Annotated in this window: 15 protein-coding genes; 4 read left to right on the forward strand and 11 right to left on the reverse strand. The window is 27.0% G+C overall.

All coding sequences use genetic code 4. From position 1 onward, the window contains the following. Position 1: 1 nt before the first annotated feature. The 3 genes from aspS to rnr are packed head-to-tail and all read left to right on the forward strand — an operon-like array spanning position 2 to position 4,076. Entirely contained in the window at positions 2 to 1,675 is a 1,674-nt protein-coding gene (gene aspS / locus FJO69_RS07060) for an aspartate--tRNA ligase (RefSeq protein WP_140781267.1), read from the forward strand. Between the two features lie 15 nt (positions 1,676 to 1,690). After that, entirely contained in the window at positions 1,691 to 1,942 is a 252-nt protein-coding gene (secG, locus tag FJO69_RS01640; protein ID WP_140781268.1) for a preprotein translocase subunit SecG, read from the forward strand. Beyond that, positions 1,935 to 4,076 (forward strand): ribonuclease R, encoded by a 2,142-nt coding sequence (gene rnr, locus FJO69_RS07065; protein ID WP_140781269.1) that lies wholly within the window; start codon positions 1,935 to 1,937, stop codon positions 4,074 to 4,076. The genes secG and rnr overlap by 8 nt, the downstream gene beginning before the upstream one ends. A 39-nt stretch (positions 4,077 to 4,115) precedes the next feature. Here the strand turns inward: rnr and FJO69_RS07070 are convergent, their stop codons facing one another. From FJO69_RS07070 to FJO69_RS07080, 8 genes are all read right to left on the reverse strand, one after another. Next, positions 4,116 to 5,045 (reverse strand): MAGa3780 family membrane protein, encoded by a 930-nt coding sequence (locus FJO69_RS07070; RefSeq protein WP_140781270.1) that lies wholly within the window; start codon positions 5,043 to 5,045, stop codon positions 4,116 to 4,118. Between the two features lie 63 nt (positions 5,046 to 5,108). After that, the gene (gene fusA / locus FJO69_RS01655) at positions 5,109 to 7,202 is read right to left on the reverse strand and encodes an elongation factor G (protein WP_140781271.1); all 2,094 of its coding nucleotides are present in this window, start codon (positions 7,200 to 7,202) and stop codon (positions 5,109 to 5,111) included. Positions 7,203 to 7,214: 12 nt separating this feature from the next. Then, positions 7,215 to 7,685, reverse strand: a complete 471-nt coding sequence (gene rpsG / locus FJO69_RS01660) for a 30S ribosomal protein S7 (protein ID WP_140781272.1) — start codon at positions 7,683 to 7,685, stop codon at positions 7,215 to 7,217. A gap of 24 nt (positions 7,686 to 7,709) precedes the next feature. Continuing rightward, positions 7,710 to 8,126 (reverse strand): 30S ribosomal protein S12, encoded by a 417-nt coding sequence (rpsL, locus tag FJO69_RS01665; RefSeq protein WP_140781273.1) that lies wholly within the window; start codon positions 8,124 to 8,126, stop codon positions 7,710 to 7,712. Between the two features lie 174 nt (positions 8,127 to 8,300). Continuing rightward, positions 8,301 to 8,963, reverse strand: a complete 663-nt coding sequence (gene recO / locus FJO69_RS01670) for a DNA repair protein RecO (RefSeq protein WP_140781274.1) — start codon at positions 8,961 to 8,963, stop codon at positions 8,301 to 8,303. A 43-nt stretch (positions 8,964 to 9,006) separates the two neighbouring features. Further along, positions 9,007 to 9,333, reverse strand: coding sequence for a histidine triad protein HinT (gene hinT, locus FJO69_RS01675; RefSeq protein ID WP_140781275.1), 327 nt, complete (start codon positions 9,331 to 9,333; stop codon positions 9,007 to 9,009). Position 9,334: 1 nt separating this feature from the next. Next, positions 9,335 to 11,119: a HinT-interacting membrane complex lipoprotein P60 gene (locus FJO69_RS07075; protein ID WP_140781276.1), complete on the reverse strand. Its 1,785-nt coding sequence runs from the start codon at positions 11,117 to 11,119 to the stop codon at positions 9,335 to 9,337. Between the two features lie 13 nt (positions 11,120 to 11,132). Continuing rightward, positions 11,133 to 13,337, reverse strand: a complete 2,205-nt coding sequence (locus FJO69_RS07080) for a HinT-interacting membrane complex protein P80 (RefSeq protein ID WP_140781277.1) — start codon at positions 13,335 to 13,337, stop codon at positions 11,133 to 11,135. A gap of 231 nt (positions 13,338 to 13,568) precedes the next feature. On the opposite strand from FJO69_RS07080, the gene FJO69_RS07085 reads away from it, so the two are divergent. Next, a complete protein-coding gene (locus FJO69_RS07085) occupies positions 13,569 to 14,378 on the forward strand; it encodes a LicD family protein (RefSeq protein WP_140781278.1) in 810 nt (269 codons plus the stop codon). A 26-nt stretch (positions 14,379 to 14,404) separates the two neighbouring features. Here FJO69_RS07085 and FJO69_RS07090 read toward each other — a convergent pair whose 3' ends face one another. From FJO69_RS07090 to FJO69_RS07095, 3 genes are all read right to left on the reverse strand, one after another. After that, a complete protein-coding gene (locus FJO69_RS07090; RefSeq protein ID WP_140781279.1) occupies positions 14,405 to 14,767 on the reverse strand; it encodes a hypothetical protein in 363 nt (120 codons plus the stop codon). A gap of 97 nt (positions 14,768 to 14,864) precedes the next feature. After that, complete coding sequence (locus tag FJO69_RS01700) at positions 14,865 to 15,812, reverse strand: ABC transporter ATP-binding protein (RefSeq protein WP_140781280.1); 948 nt, start codon at positions 15,810 to 15,812, stop codon at positions 14,865 to 14,867. Next, positions 15,812 to 24,127, reverse strand: a complete 8,316-nt coding sequence (locus tag FJO69_RS07095) for an ABC transporter permease (RefSeq protein WP_140781281.1) — start codon at positions 24,125 to 24,127, stop codon at positions 15,812 to 15,814. The genes FJO69_RS01700 and FJO69_RS07095 overlap by 1 nt, the downstream gene beginning before the upstream one ends. Positions 24,128 to 24,351: the final 224 nt, after the last annotated feature.

The raw sequence follows: 24,351 nt of genomic DNA on the forward strand, positions 1-24,351 counted from the left end.
TATGAAAAAGTATTACTGTGGAAATTTAAATATTGAAAATGTAGGCGAAAAAGTCGCTCTATATGGTTGAATTGCCAATAAAAGAAAATTTAAAAAACAAACTTTTATTGATTTAAGAGATTCAAGTGGTCTTATTCAAATTATTTTAGAAAATGTAAGTGATCCTTTATTAACAAAAGAAAGCTGCATTAAAGTCGAAGGTATTATTCAAAAAAGATTAGAAGCTAACCCAGAAATGAAAACTGGGGAAATAGAACTTTTAGTTGATAATTATGAAATATTAAACTCTTCAAAACAATTACCTTTCGATATAAATACCAAAGCCGAAAACAATGCTAATGAAGATTTAAGATTAGAATATCGTTTTTTAGATTTAAGACAACCTAAAATGCTAGAAAACCTTAAATTAAGACATAAATTGCTTTTATTAGTAAGACAATTTTTTGACAAACACGGCTATATAGAAGTTGAAACACCAATTTTAGGTAAATCAACCCCAGAAGGAGCTCGTGATTATTTAGTTCCAACTAGAAGAAAAGGTCGTTTTTTTGCACTTCCTCAATCTCCACAATTATTTAAGCAACTTTTAATGGCGGCAGGTTTCGAAAAATACTTCCAAGTAGCAAGAGTATTTAGGGATGAAGATTTAAGAAAAGATAGACAACCAGAATTTACTCAATTAGATATTGAAATGTCTTTTGGTTCTCAAGAAGAAATTTTTGCTTTATGTGAAAATCTTTGAAAGGAAGTTCTAGAACAATTAGGCTTTAAAATTCAAACTCCTTTTGCTAGAATGAATTATTTTGATTCAATGGCAAAATACGGAAACGATAAACCCGATACAAGGTATGAATATTTAATTAATGATTTAAGTAAAGAATTGGCTGATGAATATAATTTAAAATCAGTTAAAGCCATTATTTTTGATCGTGATATAAATGAAAATATCAAGATAGTAGAAGAAACCTTTAAGAAAAACAATGGTCAAAAATTAGATATTTTAGCATTAGAAAGTCCAGAAGGTAAGATAAGAAAAACCTTGGCTGAATTAGCTAATAAACAAGGAATTAAAAAAGCATGAGCAATAGTATCAGCTAGCGATTATGAAGAAGATGCTTTAAAATCATTAGGAGCAATTAGAACCTTATTAAATGAACTTTATAATTTAGCCGATCCAAACAAATTAAACTTTTTATGAATTGTAAATTGACCAATGTTTGAATACGATAGAGAAACTCAAACATATGCTCCTGCTCATCACGCTTTTACACAATTTGATGAAAGTACTTTACAATATTTAGAAAACAATGAACTAGATAAAGTAAGAGCAAAATCATACGACTTAGTTTTAAATGGTTTTGAATTGGGTTCAGGATCAATTAGAATTCACGATCTAAAAACTCAAAAAATGATGTTTGATATTCTTAAAATATCTGAAAAACAACAACAAGAAAGATTTGGTTTCTTTTTAAAATCATTTGAATATGGTTTACCACCACACAATGGTGTTGCATTTGGTATTGAAAGAATTTTAATGATTTTAACTAACTCATTATCAATTAGGGATGTTATCGCATTTCCTAAAAATGCAAAAGGAGTTGATTTATTAACCAAAGCTCCTTCTGACGTTACAAAAGAACAATTAGATGAATACGGTTTAGAGTTAAAAAAATAAAAATAAGGAGGAACTATGAGCGTTGGAGCAATAGTTTTAATAGTTGTTTTAATGATAATTTCATTAGCTATAATTGGAATTTCATTTATGATGGCACCAGATTCTAATAGTTTTAGTGGTGCTTTGGTTGGAAGTAATGACCTAGACTTATTTAAGGTTTCAAAAGAAAGAGGCATTAAAAAAGTTTTAAAATGATCAATGATTACTTTAGGTGCCTTATTATTTATATTTGCCATTGTTTTAAGGGTTGTAATTCAAAATGGATAGTAATTTAAAAAATAAATTTAAAACACCTAAATTTAAAGTAAATCAACAACAACTATTAGAATTTATTCAAAACAATGAACCTGTTGCTTTTTTAGACTTAGCTAAAAAACTAAAAGTTCCTTCTATTTTTAACAAAGAATTAACCGTTTTATTAAATGAATTAATTAAAGATAATAAGATAGAAATAAATCGTGATAACAAATATATTGCGATTTATTTTGTTAAAGAAATAGAAACGAATATTGCAATAACTAACAAAAGACTGGGTTTTATTGACTTTGAAGATCAAGGCGAACCAAAAAGTGCTTTTGTAGCTCCGTTTCAAATTAAAAATTGTTTAAGTAATGATTTGGTATTAGCAGATATTTTTTATTACTATAACGATAAAAAAGAAATTTTATATAAAGCTAATATTAAAAAAGTTTTACAACACAGTAGAAACATCATTGTTGGCACCATTAAAAAGGCTAATAATAAAGTTTATTTTACGCCAATGGACGAAAAAGACAAAGGTAATTTTGAATTTATAGCTGATGCAAAATCCTTAGAAAAACTAACCGAAAAAGATGTTATAAGCTGTGTAATTTTAAAACCAAATAATAAAAACATTGCTATTGGTTTTAAAAAAATTATCGGCAATGTCGAAGATAAAGAATTTGTTATTAAAAAGATAATAGCAACCAATGAAGTAAACACTTCTTTTAATCAAGAAGTTTTAAAAGAAGTAAAAAATATTAGTCAAGAAGTAACACCAAGAGAAATAAAAGAAAGAAAAGATCTACGAGATTTAATGACGGTTACTATTGACGGTTTAGACACTAAGGATTTTGACGACGCTATTTCTTGTTATCAATTAGAAAACGGCAATTGAAAATTATTTATTCATATTGCAGACGTTTCTTATTATGTTAAAGAGGATTCTGAAATTGACAAAGAGGCTTTAAAAAGAGGAACAAGCATATATTTACCAGATAAAGTTATACCAATGCTTCCTTTTGAATTATCTAACGGTATTTGTTCTTTAAATCCCAATGTAGATAGAGCTTGTTTAACTTTAGAATTAGAAATTGATAAAGATGGAAATAATGTTTCTAGTGATATATATGCTAGTGTAATTAATTCTAATTACCGTTTGACTTATAATGAGGTAAATGATTACTTTAATAATAAAAATAATGTTCCTCAAGAAGTTTCTAAAATATTAGATGCGTCTAGAGATTTATCTAAAATTATTAGACAAAAAAAACTAGAAGAAGGTTATGTTGATTTTGAAATCAAAGAACCTAAAATTATAATGGATGGTGATCAAGTCATTGATATTAAAATTCGCGAAGAGGGAGAAAGTGAAAAACTAATAGAAGATTTCATGGTCAGAGCCAATGAAACTGTTGCTGAAATGATGACCCAAAAAGAAATACCTTCTATTTATAGAATTCATGATAAACCGGAAAACGAAAAATTATTAAATTTACAAGATTTAATCAATTTTAGCGGTTATAAAAATATTAATGTACCTTTTGATGGTCAACCTAAATCTTTTGGCGAAATGATAGCTAAAATTAAAAATAATGGCTTTGATGACTATATGAAAATGGCAATGTTAAGAACCATGCAAAAAGCTGTTTATTCTTCTGACAATATTGGTCATTTTGGATTAGCTTCAAAAGCTTATTCTCACTTTACAAGTCCAATTAGAAGATATCCAGACTTACTATTACACCGTTTAATTAGAAAATATATTTTTGAAAAACAAAAAATTGATGAAGATAATAAAGAAGAAATTAAACATAAAATTGAAGAGATAGCTATTAAAAATTCAGAATCTGAAAAAACGGCAGTTACTGTTGAAAGAGATATTGTTGACGTTAGAAAATCAGAATTTTTTGAAAAATTTATTGGTAAAACTTTTAATGCAACTTTAGTTAGTGTTGAAAAATTTGGAGTATTTTTTAACATCGAAGAATTTCAAACAAGCGTATTAATTAGATACGATGATATTGAAGATAATATGCAAAAAGTATCAAACTTTGAAGCCAAAGGTATGACTAAAACCTTAAAAGTTGGAAAAAAATATTTAATTATTATTACCTCAGTGGAAAAAGAAAAAGGTAATATAAACGCTAAGTTAGCATAAAAATCAGAGTTAGAATTTATATTAATTCTGCTCTGATTTTTATTTATCAAATAAAGGTTTATTATTAGATTTAAATTCAGGTTTTAATAAATCTTTTTTATTATAAATTTTAATATGGCAAACACCTTTTCAAAAATAAGCTAAACCAATACATAATAAACTACCTGAGATTGGAATTAAAATATTAATGATAGTTTTAATTGCAACATTATCGCCGGCATATCCCATTGGATGAGAAAAATTTAAAAAGGGATAAATAATAACTTGGGTTTGTAAATAAATACTATCAATACCAGTAATATTACTTTGTTGTTCTGGTGTAGCTTGATTTAAAAATAATTCAGCTACTCTAATACCAGAAACAAATAGTAATAAAGCAAATAATCAATAAGATATCATCATTAAAAATGAATATAACATTGTTCTATGAGAAACAACTAAATTTTTACGGTTAATTATAAACATAATAATCGCAATTAAGGGATTTAAAAAATGAACCGGTATTGTTAAAGCTATTCAAGCGGCATTAGCTTTTAAAAAACTTCAAAAATGAGGAGTAGTAAAAACAAAAGGAATAATAACACTTCAAAAAACAATAAAAGTTATTGAAATATAAACATTAGATAAAAATAACATTCTTTTAGTTCATAAATGTTTTGGCATTGCAGCATAAGTAATAAGCGATACTCCGGCTAAAATATTTGTAATATAAGTAAAAGTAAATCTAACTTGAAGCAAACCACCTGAAATAGAAGGAAAAACACCTTTATTAATTAGATCTTTAATCGTTTCAGGTTTAAGGTTGTTAATGTTATTATACATATCACTGGCAGTTGAAGGTCAAGAAGCAACAAACGTAGAAAATAAAATAATTAAAATTGTAACGCCAACTCAAAAGGTCGCTAAGCGTTTTTTATCATTACTTTTAAAAGGAAAAAGAGATTTTGGTTTAACTGTTTCATTTTGCATAATTAAATATTATATATAAAAAATAAGATAATAAAAAATAGCAACCAAAGTTGCTATTTAATATTAATCTTCGTCTACTGAAACTTTACCACCACGTTTTTTGATGATTTCATCAGCTAAATTACGTGGTAATTTTTCATAGTGATCGAATCACATTTGATATGTTCCACGACCTGTGGTCATAGATCTTAGTTGAGTAGCATAACCAAACATTTCTGATAATGGGATATATGCTTTAATAACGTGTGCTCCATCATTTCTGGTTTCGTTGTCTCTAACTTGTCCACGACGTCTTGAAATATCTCCCATAACGTCTCCGAAGAAATCTTCAGGAACAACAACCGCAACGTCCATAATAGGTTCTAATAGAACTGTTCCTAATGCTTCACGACCTTTTGTCAATGATTTAGAAGCAGCAATTTTATATGCTAATTCAGATGAATCGACTTCATGGTATGAACCATCAAATAAAGTTGCTTTAACATCGATCATAGGATATCCAGCTAAAATACCAATAGCCATTTTTTCTTTCAATCCTTTTTCTATTGATTTAATGTATTCTTTAGGAATTTTTCCACCAACAATTTTGTCGATGAATTCAAATCCACCATCTGGGTTAGGTTCGTATTTAATTCATACGTGACCATATTGACCTTTACCACCTGATTGTTTCTTGTGGATACCTTCAACTTCGGCTGATTTGGTAATGGTTTCACGGTATGAAACTTGTGGTGCTCCAACTGTAACTTCAACTTTAAATTCTCTTTTTAGACGGTCTACGATGATGTCTAGGTGTAATTCACCCATACCAGCAATAATAGTTTGTCCGGTTTCTTCATCGGTGTAGTATCTAAATGTAGGGTCTTCGGCAGCTAATCTTTGAAGAGCTAATGAAAGTTTTTCAGAAGCGTCTTTAGTTTTTGGTTCAATAGCTTGTGAAATAACTGGTTCAGGGAAATTCATGTTTTCTAGAACGATGTCTTTGTGTTTTTCGTCGATTAGAGTATCACCAGTTGTTGTGGTTTTTAAACCAACAGCAGCTGCAATATCTCCGGCTCTAACTTCGTCAATATCGGTTCTTGAGTTAGCGTGCATTAATAAAATACGGCTAAATCTTTCTTTTTCACCCTTAGTTGAGTTAAATACATATGAACCTTTGGTGATAACACCTGAATAAACTCTAAAGAAAGTTAAGTTTCCAACGAATGGGTCGTTCATAACTTTAAATGCTAATGATGAGAAAAATTCATCATCTGAAGCAGGGATAGCAATTTCTTGTTCACCTTTGTAAGCTTTCATAGCTGGGATGTCTAATGGTGATGGTAAATAATCAACAACAGCATCCAACATTAATTTAACACCTTTGTTTTTGAAAGATGTACCACAAACTACTGGGAAGAAGTCAGCGGTTAATGTAGCTTTTCTAATTGCTCTTTTTAACACGTCAGCTGGAATTTCTTCTTCAGCTAACATCATTTCCATAACGGTTTCATCAAAATCAGCAACAGCTTCAGCTAATGAATTTCTCATTAGAACTGCTTCATCTTTTAAGTGAGCAGGAATTTCAATTTCAGTAGCATTTTCTTCAACACCACCGTCATATTGGTAGGCTTTCATTTCAACAAGGTCAATAATTCCGTTGAATTGTGATTCTTCCCCAATATTTAATTGAATAGCATGAGCGTTAGCTGCTAATAATTTTCCTAATGATTCAACAGAAGCTTTAAAGTTTGCTCCCATTTTATCCATTTTGTTAACATAAACAATTCTTGGGACTCTGTAGTTAGTTGCTTGTCTTCAAACAGTTTCGGTTTGAGGTTCAACTCCACTTTGAGCATCTAAAACTGCAACAGCACCGTCAAGTACACGTAATGAACGTTCTACTTCAATAGTAAAGTCAACGTGACCTGGGGTATCGATAATGTTTAATCTTTTACCTTTTCAGTAAGCTGTAGTAGCAGCTGAGGTAATAGTAATACCTCTTTCTTGTTCTTGAACCATTCAGTCCATTTGTGAAGCACCTTCGTGGGTTTCACCAATTTTATGAATTTTTCCTGTGTGGTATAAAACTCTTTCAGTTGTAGTAGTTTTACCAGCATCAATATGCGCCATAATACCGATATTACGGTAATCATTTAAATCATATTCTCTAGCCATAAATAATTCCTATTATCATCTAAAGTGAGCAAATGCTTTGTTAGATTCAGCCATTTTGTGGGTATCTTCACGTTTTTTGATTGCTCCACCCATTTTGTTTGAAGCATCAATAATTTCATGTGCTAACTTTTCTTCCATAGTTTTTTCGTTTCTTAATCTTGCATATTGAATTAATCATCTTAATGCTAAGGTTTGTTTTCTTTTAGCACTAACTTCACAAGGAACTTGGTAGTTTGATCCACCAACTCTTCTTGATCTAACTTCTAATTGAGGGCTAATGTTTTCTAAAGCAGTATTAAATACTTCGATTGCTTCTTTTCCGGTTTTTTCTTTAATAATATCAAAGGCATTGTATAAGATGTTTTCAGCGATAGATTTTTTACCGTCTAACATGATGGTGTTAACTAATTTAGTAATAATTTTTGAGTTAAAAACTGGATCTGCTAAGACATCTCTAACAGGTGCTTTATGTTTTCTTGACATATAATTTCCTTTCTAACTTTTTAATTAATTACTTTTTGGTTTTTTAGTACCGTAGATTGAACGGCCTTGTTTTCTTCCATCAACACCAGCAGCATCTTGTGTACCTCTAACGATTGTATATCTAACTCCGGGTAAATCTTTAACTTTACCTCCACGAATTAAAACAACTGAGTGTTCTTGTAAGTTGTGTCCTTCACCTGGAATATAAGCAGTAACTTCTTGACCATTTGATAATCTAACACGGGCATATTTACGAATAGCTGAGTTAGGTTTTTTAGGGGTCATGGTTGCAACCCTAGTACATACACCACGTTTAAATGGAGCAGGAATTAGAGTTTCTTTTTTGTGTAAAGAGTTATACATTTTACCTAAAGCAGGAGCTTTAGATTTTGTAGTTTTATCTTTACGGCCTTGTTTAACTAATTGTGCAACTGTAGGCATTTCGTTTTCCTTTCTATAAATTAAATATGTTTGGTATTTAGCTCTTAACTAAAATACTGTTAAATTATACAACAACTGTGCCGGTGTTTCACGTTTTTTTAGATTTTTTTATTTAAGAAAATTAAAAAGATTTGCAAAACGCAAATCTTACTTAAATTAAGCTAATTTTAACTTTTAAATATATTGTCAAATAAAATTTAAAATTAAATCTAAAATTGTTTTAGCTTCTTCATTAGAAACCGCTAAATCATAATCGTCAAAACTTTTAGACAGATAATAAATTGATTTTAAAAAAGATAAATTAGGCTGCTTATTAGAATGTTCTCTGCATAAAAAACCACCTTTATATAAGTTAAAATCAACAATATTATCGCGATTATTACATTCCACACAATGTTCAAGCTGAGGTAATAACCCCATTACTTTTAAAACCTGAAAACATAAATAAGACATTGCTACAAAATTACGTTTTTCAAAATACGGTAAAACTTTTTCATAGCTACTTAAAATAACATCTAAATTATTTAACCTTAAACTGTTAAATAATCTAATTAAAGTTTCATAAGTATTAGAAAGATAACTTTGATAATTAAACTCTTTAATTAAAGTAGCAGTTTTTAAAACTAAATTACTATTTATATCTTCTTTATAAAGCAGGGTTAAGTTAACAAGATTTAATAAATTTAAAGCAAAACGATTTTTAGATGAACTTTTTCTAACCCCTTTGCAAAAATAATATTTAATGCCCTCATTAGTTAAGCAGGTAATAAGCTCATCATAATCGTAATAAGGTGTTTTTTTAAGAATAATTGCTTTTTTATCTATTTCTTGCCACATAAGTTAAATTATATAAAAAGTTCTCACCAAGGAGAACTTTTGTTTAGTCTTCATAATAAGGAATAATGTGAATGTGGGTTCTAAAAATAACTTGTCCAGCTGTTTCACCATTATTAATAGTTAATTTAAAACCTTTAGCATTTAATTTTTCTACTTGTTCGATTGCTAAATTTTTAGCTAGAACAATTAAATAAGTTAAATCTTCATCTTCAATATCAAATAAGTTTTCGCTGTAATTTTTAGGAATTACTAAAAAGTGCCCTTTATTAACTGGATGAATATCGACAATAGCGATGGCTTTATCGTCTTCATAAATAATAGTTGAGGGTATTTCACGATCAATAATTCTTTGAAATATATCTTTTTCCATATTATATTAATCCTATTGTTTTTAGATAATCTTCAACAGAAGAGTTGACATTTTCAAATTTAAAACCTAATTCTTTAAAGTAATTTTGTGCCGTTCTAAATAAACTATCTTTATCTTTAATAATTAAATTATTAGCTAAAACTAGCAATGCTTTTTCTTCTTCTCAAGGGGTGTTTTTCATCGATAATACATCTTTTGAAGTTTTAGTTTTATCGGCCGCTTCAAAATCAACAGTTTGATATAAAGGAGCTAATTTAATAACGTATTTAGCTTCGATTTGATTGTTTTTAACCATATCAACACTAGTTGGATATTTTGATAAATTATATTTATTTTGAGTAGCTGAAAATTCTTTAGTTTCAGGATTATAAGTTAATTTAGCTTCAAATTCGTATTTAATATTTTTATTTTCAAACTGAGCAACAGTTAAAACCATCGGAACAGTTAAAATATTGTTATTAAAAGTAATTAAGCCTTCTTGTTTAAAGACTAAATCATAATTTTGACTATCTAAATTAACATTATTTTTTACAAATTGAGTTGAATTTTCTCCATCTCTTATTAAACCTTCAAAATCTACGTCATTTGCATCAAAAGTAACTTTTTCTTCGGTTGATTCATTTGCTACTTTTTGTTTTAATGAAGCGGTTGCTTTAATTAAAGGCAAGTTAATTTCTTTGGCTAATAAATTAGCGAATTTAAAAGCGTCTTGTGAATAAACCATTTTAGTATTTGGATCTACAAAACCGAAAACATTATTTTTATTACTTTTAATTCCGTAAATACTTCCTAGTAGTTGTCCTGAGGTTGCTGAATTGTCTGATAAGCCTTGGTATGCACTAAGGTTAGCAACAATACTAAATTCAGAAGCAGAAGATTGATTAGGTAAAGTTAAAGAAACTGTCCCTTCACTTAACCCTGTTGGTATAACTTGATTTGGGTATTTAGCAGGTGAATTTAAATCATATTGTGGTTTTGATGATGGATTATATTGAGCTAAATCATTAAATTCCTTAAAACTTGAAATTGAAGCCTGAGCTCATCTTATATTCATATCTCTACTATCGTTAAAGCTTCAAGAAACAACTTGAGGTTTTTCAACTAAATACTTAGTTAAATAAACTAATTTATCTTTTAAGTTTAAAGCTTCATAGAAATCTTTTTGTGCCGCAGGAGTATCTTTTTCTTTCATTTTATCTGCTTGAGATAATAAATATTTATCTTCACCGTTTTCATTAACGCTTAGGTTGTAATATTCGTCACGGTTTTTTAATAAATATAATCTTGAAAGAATTAATTTTTCAATATCTAATCTAACATCAGAAGTTATCTTAGAAGAATTATTTAGTAAAAATTTAAATTCTTCTTCAGTTGGAATTGCAAAAGGTGTTGGATTATAATCAGCTGTATTTACATTTGCTTTAATAAAATCTGATTTTAAGTTTGAGAAATATTGTGGATTATCTTTAATTTTATTAGCTGCATAATATTGAAAGATTTCACTAGCATCTTTTGCTAAATCACTATTAACATTTAATAAATCTAAAATAGGGTCTTTACTATCAGCTTTTATCGCATTAGCTTCTAAATCATCTTTATAAAAAGATTCTAAATAAGTATTGGCAATAAAAGTAACAATTTTATTTTTCGAAAGTTGTTCAGCAATAACTTTGGCTTGATAACCAGGGTTTTCTCCGTCTTGTGGTTTATAACAAGAAACAGTAATGGCTGGTGTAGCTACTAAAATTGGAGTTGCTGTTAATAAAAATTTATTAATCTTTTTCATGTTTACCCCTTTCTTAGTTTGATTTTAATTTTTTAGATAAATTACTGTTAATAAAATCGTTAATAGTTTTGAATAAGTAATCAATAGGTTTTTGATTTGTATGAGGAGCTAATTCTCATTTATATTGATTGTCAGCTTCTAAAGTTGCTTTTCAGTCTGCATAAATACCAGAATTAAATTCGTTTTTAACAAATGATTCAATTTGTTTCGCCTTGTTATTAATTAAGGAACTATTGTCGGCTTGTTTAACTAATTTTTCATACTCAATAGCTTTTTCAATGTCCTCTTGAGTAAATTTACGTTCTTCATTAGTTTCTTGTTGAATAAATGATTGTTCTTTAATATAGTTAATAAATTCGTCTTGGCTTAATAAATCAGCTACTTGGAAATCCTTAGTTAAAATTTCATTAAAAATATTATTTAGATTTAAAACTTCTTTTTTAAATGCTCCGTTGTAATTTGATTTTGATTGAATTGTTAAATCATGAATGATTAATGAATTAACCTTGTTTACATCTGATAGGTAGTAAACGTTTTGCAATAAAATACCATCAGAAGTTACTCTTAAATAGTTATCTTTAACTTTAATAATTGAAGAAATTTTATTGTCAGGATTATTGGTTGAAAATACTGTTTGATAAACTTTGCTAATTGCTTTATTAAAATCTGAATCAATCATACTGTTAATTGTATTTTTAATTGTGTCATTTAAAGTAGCTATATTATTGCTATTTAAATCAGTTTTATTAAGCTCTTTTGAATTAGTGCTATCTAATGCATTTTTTAAATCTTTGTAAGTTTGTGAATTTTCGCCGGCTGAATTTTTGATTATTTCTAGTAATGATTTATTCAATTCTTCTTTTAAATTTGTAAATAATTCGTTTTGTTCGTTATATTTATAAATTCCAGTAGTTTCAGTTGCATCACCTAATAAAATAGAAATTAATGGAATATATTCTTTGGCTTCCTTACCTTGTAATTGGCTAAATATATTTTGAAAACCGATTGAACCATATTGATCAGCTGCAGATTTATCAGAAGAAACAAATTCCAATAATTTTGCATCATTGTTTGCTTTAATTAAAGCTTTATTTCATTCTTCTTGTTTTGTTTCGTCAACAATAATTAATGGGCTGATACCACTAAATGTCGCAATTTTATCTATACCTTGTGCTACTTCGACTTTGTTTTTATCTTCTAATACAAAAGCGTTATATGATAAAAGTTTAATAACTTCATCTTTACTTACAGATCATGGCGTAACAACATCATCTTTATTAGGTTTAGAAGCTAATTTAAAGTCAGAAATAATTGCTTGTTTTCTTTCGATTCATGGAGTTATAAATCTTGAAGCTTCTTTTTGGTCGGCTACAAATGATTTAGTAACAAACATCGGAATAGCTAATTGGTCTTTATTTTCAGTTAATAATTCTTCACTATTTTCTAGTGGTAAAACGTAATTAACATTTTCTTTGGCAAAAGATAAAGTAATAGTTTCACCTTGTTTAGCCACTTCTATTTTTTCGCCATTATAAGTGTAGTAAATATCTCTGTTAGCTATAATTCCATTTTTAAGTTCGCTGTAAGTTCAGTCTTTATTAACCTCAGTTTGATATCTTCTATAAGCATTAGATTCCATTTGCTTAGTAGTTAAATATTCAATGGCTTCTTCTTTTGATTTAGCATTACCATATTGACTAGAAGCTAATTCTTCTTTAAATTTTTCATCTCATTTTTTTTCTAAGCCGTAGTCTTCCTGAATTTTCTTTTCTAAATCATTAATTTTTTTTGTATTTTCAGACTTAATTTTGTCAATGCTATCTAAGGCAAATGATCTACGTTTGTTTTCAGCTTTATCAGCATTATAAACAGCTTCATATCATAAAGAACCTTTGTATTCTTGCTCGTATAAGTATTTTGTTAAAAATTTCTCTACTTGAGAAGCAATATATTTAGGTCCATTTAATTCATTATGGTTTTTGTCTAAGTCACCGTAATTTAAATTGTAATTTTTACCATTAGGCGTAACAATACTAATAATTGCATCATCATTAGTTAAAACCGGTGTAGGTTGTGGTAGTTTTTTTTGAGCTTGAACAATCGGAATTGCAATACCTGCGGAAACAGCAGCAGTAATAGCTGTACCTCAAAAGGCACCTCATAAGATTCTTTTTCTTTTAGCTTTTTGTTCAGTAGTTCTGATTTTTTTATCTGACATTTTTCAACCTTTCTATCGAATAAATTATATTAATTTTATCATTTTTAAATTAAGTTAATATATTAAATATATTAAGCATAAGAATTAAAAGCGAAAATATAACAATTTAAAAACAAAAAAATATTAAAAAATAACTTAATTTAAAAAGAAAACCAAATTTTGACCTAATTAAAGCAAACATTAAATTTACATATAACTATTAAATTTCAGTTTAAGGTTATAATATTCATTATGAATATTATTTTTGATAATAAAAACCGTATTTTAAAAGAACTAATCAACATTTGTAAAGAAAATAATTTGTGATATAGTGCTGATAATCAAACTCTTTTACAAGCTTATAGCAATAAAAATAACGAAGAAATTTTTGACCATCACGATATTATGATGACTTATGACAGCTATAAACAATTAAAAAAAATAGTTCCAAACCGTTTAATAGACGGAATTTCTAATTCTGAATATTATGGTATTCAAGCTAAATTTGTGGACAATTATTTAGAAGTTCATAATTCACAGCCTTTTGTAAACATTAATTTTGTAATTTCAACTAATTTAAAAAATCTTAAACAATACACTAAATTAAAAACTAGAAACAAAAGTAAAATAAATTACTTTGCCCAAATGAATTTATCAACTTTAAGTCCTTATAAAACAAAAATTAGATTTGCTAAACTTTTTAAAAAATTTGTTTCAAATTTAAACTATAAAGATGTTTTTAATTTATTAAATACGCAAAAATATGAAGGTTATATTATTACTTCCAAATATATAAAAAGTAACGTCGCCGATAAATGATTAAGCAATTTCAATTTTGAAACTGAAACTTTAAAAATTGAAGATAATATTGAAATTCAATGTATTGTTGAGGCTGATAAATATTTAAATAATTTATATGGAAATAATTATCAAAATAAAGAATTTGAATTATCTAATCAAATTTATATTTCTCCGGTAGATATTATTAATCACGAATCAAAAGACATTGAAGAAGTATTAGAACAAGCAAATAATGATAATGATGTATTTTGTTCAAAATAAAAATGTGGAATTGAATCCACATTTTATTATTTAGATTTTTGAGATGTAGCAGTTTTTGATTTGTTAACTTTTTTAATAGTATAACCTTTTAATCTTAGAACATAGATAACAGTAAATACAGCAGTTAAAGCAAATACTAAAATTAAGAAAATAATTGAACATGCTAATAAAGCAATTCCAGAAGCAGTATCTGCTCCGGTGTTTATACTTGCTAATCAAATCATAAAAATGGTTATGCCTGCTAGAAAACCAAATAAAATTAAAGCTGGTAAAATAAAGTGTTTATTTAAGTTCTTTTTAAATAAAGTAATAGCTACAAATCAGTTGTAAATCATCGCTAGGAAACCTAGTACAAAAAATGAAATAATTAAGCCTAATACTGAGTTCATTTATTGCTCCTTTTATATTTAATATGTAAATTATACTAAAAATTACAACCCTAATTTAAATTGATAAAAATTGCAGATTTCTCTGCAATTTTATCTTCTAATTTTGTTCTTTTGTTTTAACTGGATCAATTAATCATTTACGTTTTTGTTCTTTAATTTCTTTTATATGACCTAGTTCTAAATAAATAACTTTATCTGCAACTTCGGCAACATCTGGATCGTGAGAAACAATGATAACAGTAGTTCCATAATCACGGTTAATAGTTTGTAAAATTTTTAAAACAATATAACCGGTTTTTTCATCAAGAGCTCCAGTTGGTTCATCGGCAACAATGATTTCTGAGTTTTTAGCAATTGCTCTTAAAATAGAAACCCGTTGTTGTTGACCCCCTGACATTTGTGAAGGATATTTATACATACATTCTTCTAAATCAAAATCTTTAAATAATTGTTTGATATTTAAATGTTTAGATTTGTCAGTTTGTAAATAAGCTCCCGTTTCCACATTATCATAACTGTTTAAATTTTGCAATAAGTTATAGTTTTGAAAAATAAATGAAATATTTTCTCTTCTAAATCAAGTTTGTTTATTGTCAGTTAAATAAGGTAAAGAAATATCGTTAACAATAACATCACCTTCAGTCGGACGGTCTAAACCACTAATAATATTTAGTAAAGTAGATTTACCTGAACCCGATTTACCATATAAAATGGCAATTTCACCTTTTTTAATACTAAAGTTAATGCCTTTTAAAACTTCAGTAACCACATTACCTGATAAATAAGATTTTTTAAGATCGCGAACTTCAACGATATTGCCATCGCTATTTTTTTCGTTGATCTTAGCATCTTTTTTTCTTGGTTTATTATTAGCTAATTTAATTTTCTTTAAAGTGGCGTTATCTAAAACTTTTGTTGCGATATCTTCATCTTTAACTTCAATTGGAGCTTTTAATTTATTAATTTCTATTAAATTAATATCTTCAATTGTTTTTTCATCAGCTAAATTTTTATTAGCTTTTTGATTTTTTCTTGGTCTAGCCATTATTTTCCTTTCAGAGCATCAACAGCTTTAACTTTATTTAAACTATTTCAAGTAGCAATTGATGTTAATGTAAATACAGTTAAACAAATAACCATTGATAATAAAACATTTGAAATGTAAAGAATTAAAGGTAATGATATTTGACTTGTCGCCATCATAAAGGCATTAAATATTGCGATAATGGAAATCGTTACTGGAATCATTAATAAACAAGCCATGATGATTGCTGGTACAAAGTTAAAGAAGAATAAAAAGATTTTTTCTTTGTTAGTATAACCTAAAACAGAGAATGTTGCTATTGATCTTTGATTTGAAGCAATCATTATATTAGTAATTACAACTAAGATAATAATACAGATTAGAAGCGAAATTAAGATAAAGGCTACAAGAATAGTATTAACAGTTTTTGAAATACCTTCAATAAATCCTACTTCGATGTCTTTACTATTAACATCAAATGAAGCTCCATACATAATATTTTTACCGTATATTGAACCGCTTTGAGTTCCGTAGAATTTAGTTAAAACTTCTCTTGTAATATTTTTGTATTTTTCATTAGATGAAGCTAAACTTCTTATTTCTTCTAATTGTAAGTCGTTGACATTTAGTAATTTTTTAAGTGTTTCTTTGTAATCTAATTTTGCCTCAGGGTGAGCTTCATTATAAGCATCAATATTATGTTCGTAAACTGAAATGAAGTTTACAGTCGGATCAGAAATAAATATACGTTTAAAGAAAGCTCATAAACTTTCTTCACTAGCAGAAGCCACATCAAATGAAGAAGCAGCTCCTCAAAAACCGGTTGAAGAATAAGTGGTTAAAGTATCAATAGTTTGAACTGGAGTTTTATCAATAGATAGAACACCATTAAATGCGTCGTATTTACGGTTAAATTGTTTAGTTAATAATTCAACTTTATCAGGATTAGCATAAATAGCATTTTTAAGTTCATATTTTCTTGATTTTCTTAAACGATTAGCTAACGTATCAAAGCCTAAAATATGATCTAAAATGTCTTTCCTTGTTACTAATTCAGTATTAATATAAGTTTCAGAAATACCAATTACTTTAAATTCATATTTTAATTTTGGTGCTTTTTGCATTAAAGCTTGATAAGCGAAACGATCAACATGATTTGTAATATCAACACTAAAAGTTGAGCCAACTTTTCAATGATATTTACGTGCTGCTACATCGTTAACAACGATAGGAATAGCTTCTTCACTATCAAATTTATAATCATAATTATCTAGTAATTTTGAAAGATCTTGATTTTTATTATCGTGTAATCTTACTAATTGACTATCACTGTAATATCCATAAATTCTAATATCTTTATTATTTAAAAGACCTTGAGCATAAGTATATTTTTCATTAGTTGCATCATTTCAAAATACTCCACCGAATGAAACGTAATAATCGTTTAAACTAATTCTTTGATAAGCATTAATTAAAAATTGACGATATTCATTTCTTGCCTTAGCGGTTGTAACTCTAATTGGATACATGTAATCGTTCATTTCTGGATTTCATTCGACATACATAAATGTATCTTCATAACCAGCGTGGTTTTTACCTGAAAAGATAAAGTAACTTGTTCTATTACTGTAATCTTCTGGTAAACCGTTTAAATGATCGTTAATATATTTATCTAAATCACGAACGGCAATAATTCTTTGATATTCGTAATATGAATTAATTTCAGGATTTAAAAACTCTTTGCCTTCCTTTAATTTTTTAATATCAATTAATTGTTGAGATCCTTCCATCGCTTTTGAAACTCTTTTAAAGATTTGAGTTACCCTTGCTTTTTGGGTTTCGGGCATATTAGCATAAGTAATATCTCATGGAGATAATTCTACCGATAAGTCCATCAATAAATCTAATGAAGATTTAGTAATAACAGTTGGATCAAATGGTTTTTGAATAACGTCAGTATTAAATGAACTACCCGGACGCATAAAGTTTGGATTATTATAATCTAATTGGCTTCCGTTAGAAGAAGCATTACCTGCTAAATCGTTAGGCACATATAAATAATTATTTAAATCATTTTTATTATAAGTAATGTACGGTCCACCTTCGGTTGTCGGTGTTTCTAAATCTAATTTAAAGTTATATAAACGATCTTTATAAGTTTTGGTTATCGCTTTATTAAAGACGTTATTTGAAGATAAGAAGAACATTGAAATTAAAGAAGTGGTTGAAAAGGCTAAAAATAATGAAAACATTTTTCAGAAATTGTTTAAAGCCATAGAAGCAATAAATCTTGCTTTAACTGGTAATCTTCTAAACATTAATGAAAATCTTCTTGCTACGTTTCCAACACTAACTTCGGTTAAACCACTCATTAATTCGGTTGGTTTTCTTCTTACAGAAATTAAAGTGATAATAAAGATTAATAATGAAACAAAGATTAAAGGTACTAATATTGTCATTATTAATGCTAGCGGATTAAATGGTATGATATTCCGTTCCAGCGTTCAATAAGAAGCTAAGATGCTCATTGCTGGTCCTTGTAAGGCAAAACCAATAATATAACCTACAATAGCACCTACGATTGCCGGAATTCAGCCAAAAACACAAAATGATAAAGCAATTTCTTTTGATTTATAACCTTGTGCTCTTAAAATACCAATAACTTTATTTCTAGCTTCAATATATCTTCTAATAATGAAGTAAACAATAAATGAAACTAAAAAGGTTAAAACAGTTATTAAATAAATCGTTGCATTTTTAATAGTTGAAACAATTTGTCTAATAGTTACAACTCTAATGTATCTTTCTGGGTTTAAAGGATCTTGCTCATTAGCATAAAATACTTTTTTAGCTGATGAAGGGGCAACAGCGTCAATAATCTTATTAAATTTAGCAACTAATTCTTCTTTTGTTTTACCTTTAATTTCTTTTCCCTTTGCATCTACTGGAGCCTTAACTACTGCATAACTTTTAATAGCAAAAGTTGGATAAGCTGAGTACATTCTGTCGAAACCTTTTTGGTTAACAAAAATAATTGCTTGGGTTTTAGGATCTACTTGCAAATTCTCTTCGTTAACAACTGGATATAAGTAATCAGCACTTGAATCAACACCAATAATTAAATATTGTTGATTATTAATTACAATTTTATATTCACTAGGTAATTCTTCAATAAATAGTTGCATTGAATATGGATCACTTAGATACTTACTAATATCTCCTTCGTAAACTTTTTTATTGTTATTAGCAAAATATCCGTAATTTACCTTAGCTAAATAAGAACCGGCATCGGTGTAAGAAATTGCATTAGGTATAGTAATAGGTTCGATTGTTTTCAAAACTGCTTTTTTAACTGATTCAGTAACATTAATATCAAATATTATTAAGTCCGAACCATCCTCAGCAACAATTAAATTTTTAAAAATATTATTAATTACCGCTACGTCTAAATCGATTGATTCATCGGTTTTTGAAGCTACCTTTTTAGATTTAGGGATAAATGTTTGTGAAACTGCTAAATATTGTTTTCTAATGTCGTCGATAGTAGCAAAACGTAAGTTATTTAAAACTTGTTTAACAATATAAACTAAATTACCTTCGTTAGGATTTGGAGAAACTGCGTAATATAAAACAATTTGAGGAAAACTGATTAATACAAATGGATTAATTAACATACCTGGGATATTAAAAATTTGTAATGAGCTTTGTAGATATCCGGCTGATAATGTATTTTTGTATAGTAAATCAAAGCTATAATCATCACTTATTAAAGGAGTGATTTCATTTTTACCATTAGCAATAAAATTGTTAACAAATAATTTTGTAGCATTTAGGTAATTAGTTGGCATTTCTGAACTTGAAGCTAGTAAACCTAAGTTTTGACTTAATTCATAACTATTATCATCAAAAATATTTTTAATTTGTTTCAATACTTCTTGATCTTTAATACCTAAATTAGTTAAAGAATTAAAGAAATTGTTATAAATTTCTTTTTTAGCTAATAAGTTTTCAAATAATTTATTTCCTTCGTAACTTTGAGCATTAGCATATGCAATTCTTAATGAAGTAGATTGATAATCTTTGTCAGCTCCTAAAACACCAAAACTAGGAATTGGATTTCTAACCTTTTTAAAGTTAGCGATTTCATTTAAAATTTCTGGGTTTAAAGAAGCTTCTAAGAAACCAGTTAAAATAGCACTAATTTGTTTATAGTCTAATTTCTTATGAGTTATATAAACTATTTTCTTTTCGCCAGTTACTAAATCGGTTTCAATTTTTGATTCAACATCTGCTAATTCATTTAATTTATAAGCCAATTTAATTCAAATAGCGTATAAAGATAAAACATTTTGAGTTAAATTAGAACCATTAACACCTAATAGTTGTGCTACATTAGGAGCTAAAACATTATGAATAGATTTTAAAACCTCTATATCGTCTTTATGTTTAGATGAATTAGCATCAAAAGAAGCAGAATAATAAGCTAAATCTCAATATGAATTGATATCTTTTATATTTAAAGTTTCATTGAAATCATATTTGTCTTGTTTGTTATAAAAACCATTTGGTTTTAGCAAGGTAATAATTTCTCTGTATTTAGCTATTTTAACTAAAACATTAGCTAAATCATCTAATTCGTGAGCATCAATTATTAAATCATTAGTTAAAAAGTTGTATTCATCTAAGGTTAATTTTGGTTGATCATTATTCTTTAAAACGTTTTTGATTTTTAATGATAACTTATCAATATCTTCAATGTTGTATTTATCAAATGAATATTTGTATTTATTATCATTTGAAGAAGCAGTTAAATTAGACAAGCTAGTTAAATCTCAAATAGAAATTTTTTGATTATCTTTTGCTGGGTAAGCTAAAGTTCAATCTTTATTAATTTTTTCAGTTTTAGAAGAAAGATTAAATAAAGTAATAATTGCATCTTGAATTTGACTTACTTTACCAAAATTATCGTCATATCCCATAATAGAAACAGTAGCCGATAAAGCAGAAGCTATATAATCAGATTTTTGTAAACTTTCAGTATTAAAGTTATTATAAATTCTACCGTTAGCAGTTATCGGATATGTTTCGTGTTTAATTAAATATTCTAAATTTTCAATAAATTTATTTAAGTCAAAGTTTTGAATTATGGTGTAAAGACCTGCTCCGATATTTTTATATTTATCGGCGTTATCATTACCATTTAACTTATTAAATAAATCTTTAACTTCTTGTTTTTGGCTTTCTGATAAATTAGTTTTATTAACTTGTAATCATTTTTGATAAATACTGTTAGTTGATTCTGGACTTAAAACTTTTTCAAAATCAATAGTATTAATTAAATTTACTAAAGCTGTTTTTAATTTATAGCTATCAACAGATTGTAAAAAGCTAATTAAAATCCGGTCATGAGACATTGCTCAATATTCTTTATCGACAGCAGTAAATTGTTTATAAGGATGTTTTTCAAATCAATTTTCAATTATGTTTGAAAATTTAACAAAATCTATTGAATCAATAATTTGTTTTAAAACATCTAAAATAACACTTTTATCTTCTAAGTAAGAAAGAATATCAATTAAACCTAAATTTAAACTCGGCACTAAAATTGAATTAATGTTAATTAAATGATTTAATTTTGAAAGTTCTGAAACTAAATATTCATCTCTTTTAGCTTGTGTATCACCAGAAGTTAAATATTTTTGTTTAAAGTAATCAATAACATTATTTAACATTGATTTTAAAAAGCTGTTTACATCAGTTTTTGAATAAACAACTCCACTAGTTTTATCTTCATCATGAATTAAATATTTAATAATTTCTAATAAAGTTTTTTCTAAAACACTGTTATTAATTTTAGAAGTTGCTAATAGCATGTGTAAGTTATTTTTTTCAATACTGGTTCTAATTGCGTTAAATAATCTTTTTAAATCATCTTTTCTAAAGATTTTTTGTAAATCAGTTGTAGAGATAACCTCAGCAACACGATCAATTAAACCTTTAATTGAGTTTTTTTGGTAAATTTCAGAAGTTAAATCTGGGCTAATTGATCCAAATTGAACTGGTAAGTTAATTGAGTTTTTAAAATAAGGATCAACATAAGCTCAACCGTTTTCACCAATATTACCCTTAATTGTATAACCATTAGTTACCATGTAGTTATATAACTCATTTAAGTTTAAATACTGGTTGTTATTAATATCAATTCGATTTCAAACTGGTTTATTAATAAAACCATCAATAGGAGAGTATTTTAAAAGAATATATTTACCATCTTCCGGTCTGGTTATAGCTCCAATTATTGTTCCGCCTTGTGGACTTCAAGGTTCGGTAATATCAGTTGTAATTAATAGCAATTTACCATTTTTTAAATAAGGTATTTTAGTATTTGGTAAAAAGTCATAGTAATCTTCAAATCTAATATCGGCATCGAAATATTCAACACTTGGAGTATAAGCTCTAAAAATATTTTGAATTAGTTCTTTAGTATAAACTGAAGGTATTTTTAAAATCTTTTTATTATTAGGGTCTGGTTTTAAAATAAATCTATCAACATTATCCTGAGTAATAGAACTATTTAAAATTCCTGGATTTAAAGTTTCATTATACAGTTTATCAACGTTTTGAGTAATACCGTAAATTTGACGATCCTTATCTCCGGTATTAACAAAATGGAAAACATTTTTTCTTGATGTATCTTCATCAATGGTTTCAACAGTTAAAGATTGTTTAACTCCTATATTATCTTCACCAACTTCGTTTTTAATTGAATTTAAAATAGATTCATGAGCATAATTTTGGGTTTTTTGATGAATTAAATTTTGATATTCTTTAAGACTGTTAATATCAGAAATGGTTTTAAATTCCTCAGATGAAACAATTTCTTCTCCATACTTATTAAATTCGACTTGTTTAATAGTATGTAAATTTTTATGATCTAAATTTTGTTTTTCAACTGGAATTTTTTTGTTTTCTTTTCCACCGTTTCAAGGAGATTTAAAAACTTTATTTAAATCTTCTTTTTCAATTGGTTTAGTTGATTCGGTTTTATATTCTAATTTACCACCAATTTTATAGTTAGTCTTAACTGTTTTATCTCAGTAAGTAAAATATAGTAATTTATCATAAGCTTCTGGATTATTTTTTTGATATTCACTAATAAATTTAAAATATGAACCTTTTCAGTTAGATTCGTTTTCATCTAATTGTTCATTTCAGTTTAAAATATAACGATATCAGTTATAAACTATATCAACCGAAGTTTCTCTAACGAATTCATAAGGAATTTCATATTCTCCATTTGGAATGTTGTCATAAACAAAAGTTGAAGCTTTTAATAAATGATCTTCTAAATATTTATCAATATTAATTTCTAATTTAAGTTTATCGCTTGCATTTATAGTTTTATTAGTTGATTTAAAATCATCTTGTAATTTAATAGATGCTTCTAATTTTTGATTATCTTCATCAAAAGTTCAATTTCCGTTTGAATTTTTATCTAAACCAAAAAGTTTAGCCACTTCTTCAGGAGAAATAACAGCCAATTTTTGTTCTGCTTCTCATTGATTATAATCAGCTGTTAAAAATGAAGCTTGTAATGTTTCAACATTTACATAAAGTGGATTAATTATATAAATTTCATCAGCCTTAGTTTGTTGACCGTTTAATCCTCTTGGTGCATAACTAATAGAAAAAACATTATTAATTGTTGGGTTATGTAAAAGATTTAAAGTTTGACCTTTTTTAACTAAAATTTCTTTTTTAACAGGGATTACCTTACCGTTTACTTCTTGATATAGTTTAAATTCATAAGGTTTGGTTAATTTAAACTTTTTAATATTATTTGAATTTCAATCATCTTGCTTAGCCAATTCAAAACTAACACCACTGTTAGGAATATTAGACTTATAGTATAGATTCATAAAATCTTCAGTACTAATTCTTAAAGATTTATCAGCAACATTATAATTTGTAAAAGTATCTTTTAAAGGTATATAAGCTTGATATTTATTAGGTAAAGATAAAGAATATGAAAGATTGCTACCATTATGACTATCTTCAAAAGTAGCGGGTTCAGCAGTTATTTTTTCGTTATCCTCTCCAATTTGATTATAACCAGATTTAGGAATAACACCGTATGAGTTAACATCTAAATCAACGGTAATATCATGTAATTTAGACACTTTATCATAAGCATTAATAGTTGATGAATAACTTGTTTTAACATCATTTAATAAAGTAAATAAAAAAGTGGTTAAAAAAATCAAAATAGTTAAACAAACTATTGTAACTTTATTTCTAGCCAGAGATTTAAATACTTCTTTAAAAAGTCTTTTCATATTCTCTCTTTTCTAGGGCGATACCTTTAAATATTTTTAAATTATTTATAATAATTTATAAATTATACAATTTTAAGTTTTTAGATTAGACAAAATAATAACCGCGACTGTTATACTAAATTAAGATTAAGTCAAATTTAATTTAACTTAAATTTATTAATAAATAAAGGGAAAAAAATATTTTTTAAACCTATTGAACTGAAATTAAATAAAAAATATAAGCC

Origin of the sequence: [Mycoplasma] falconis (genome assembly GCF_006385795.1) — a bacterium.
Classification (GTDB): Bacteria; Bacillota_I; Bacilli_A; order Mycoplasmatales; family Metamycoplasmataceae; genus Metamycoplasma; species Metamycoplasma falconis.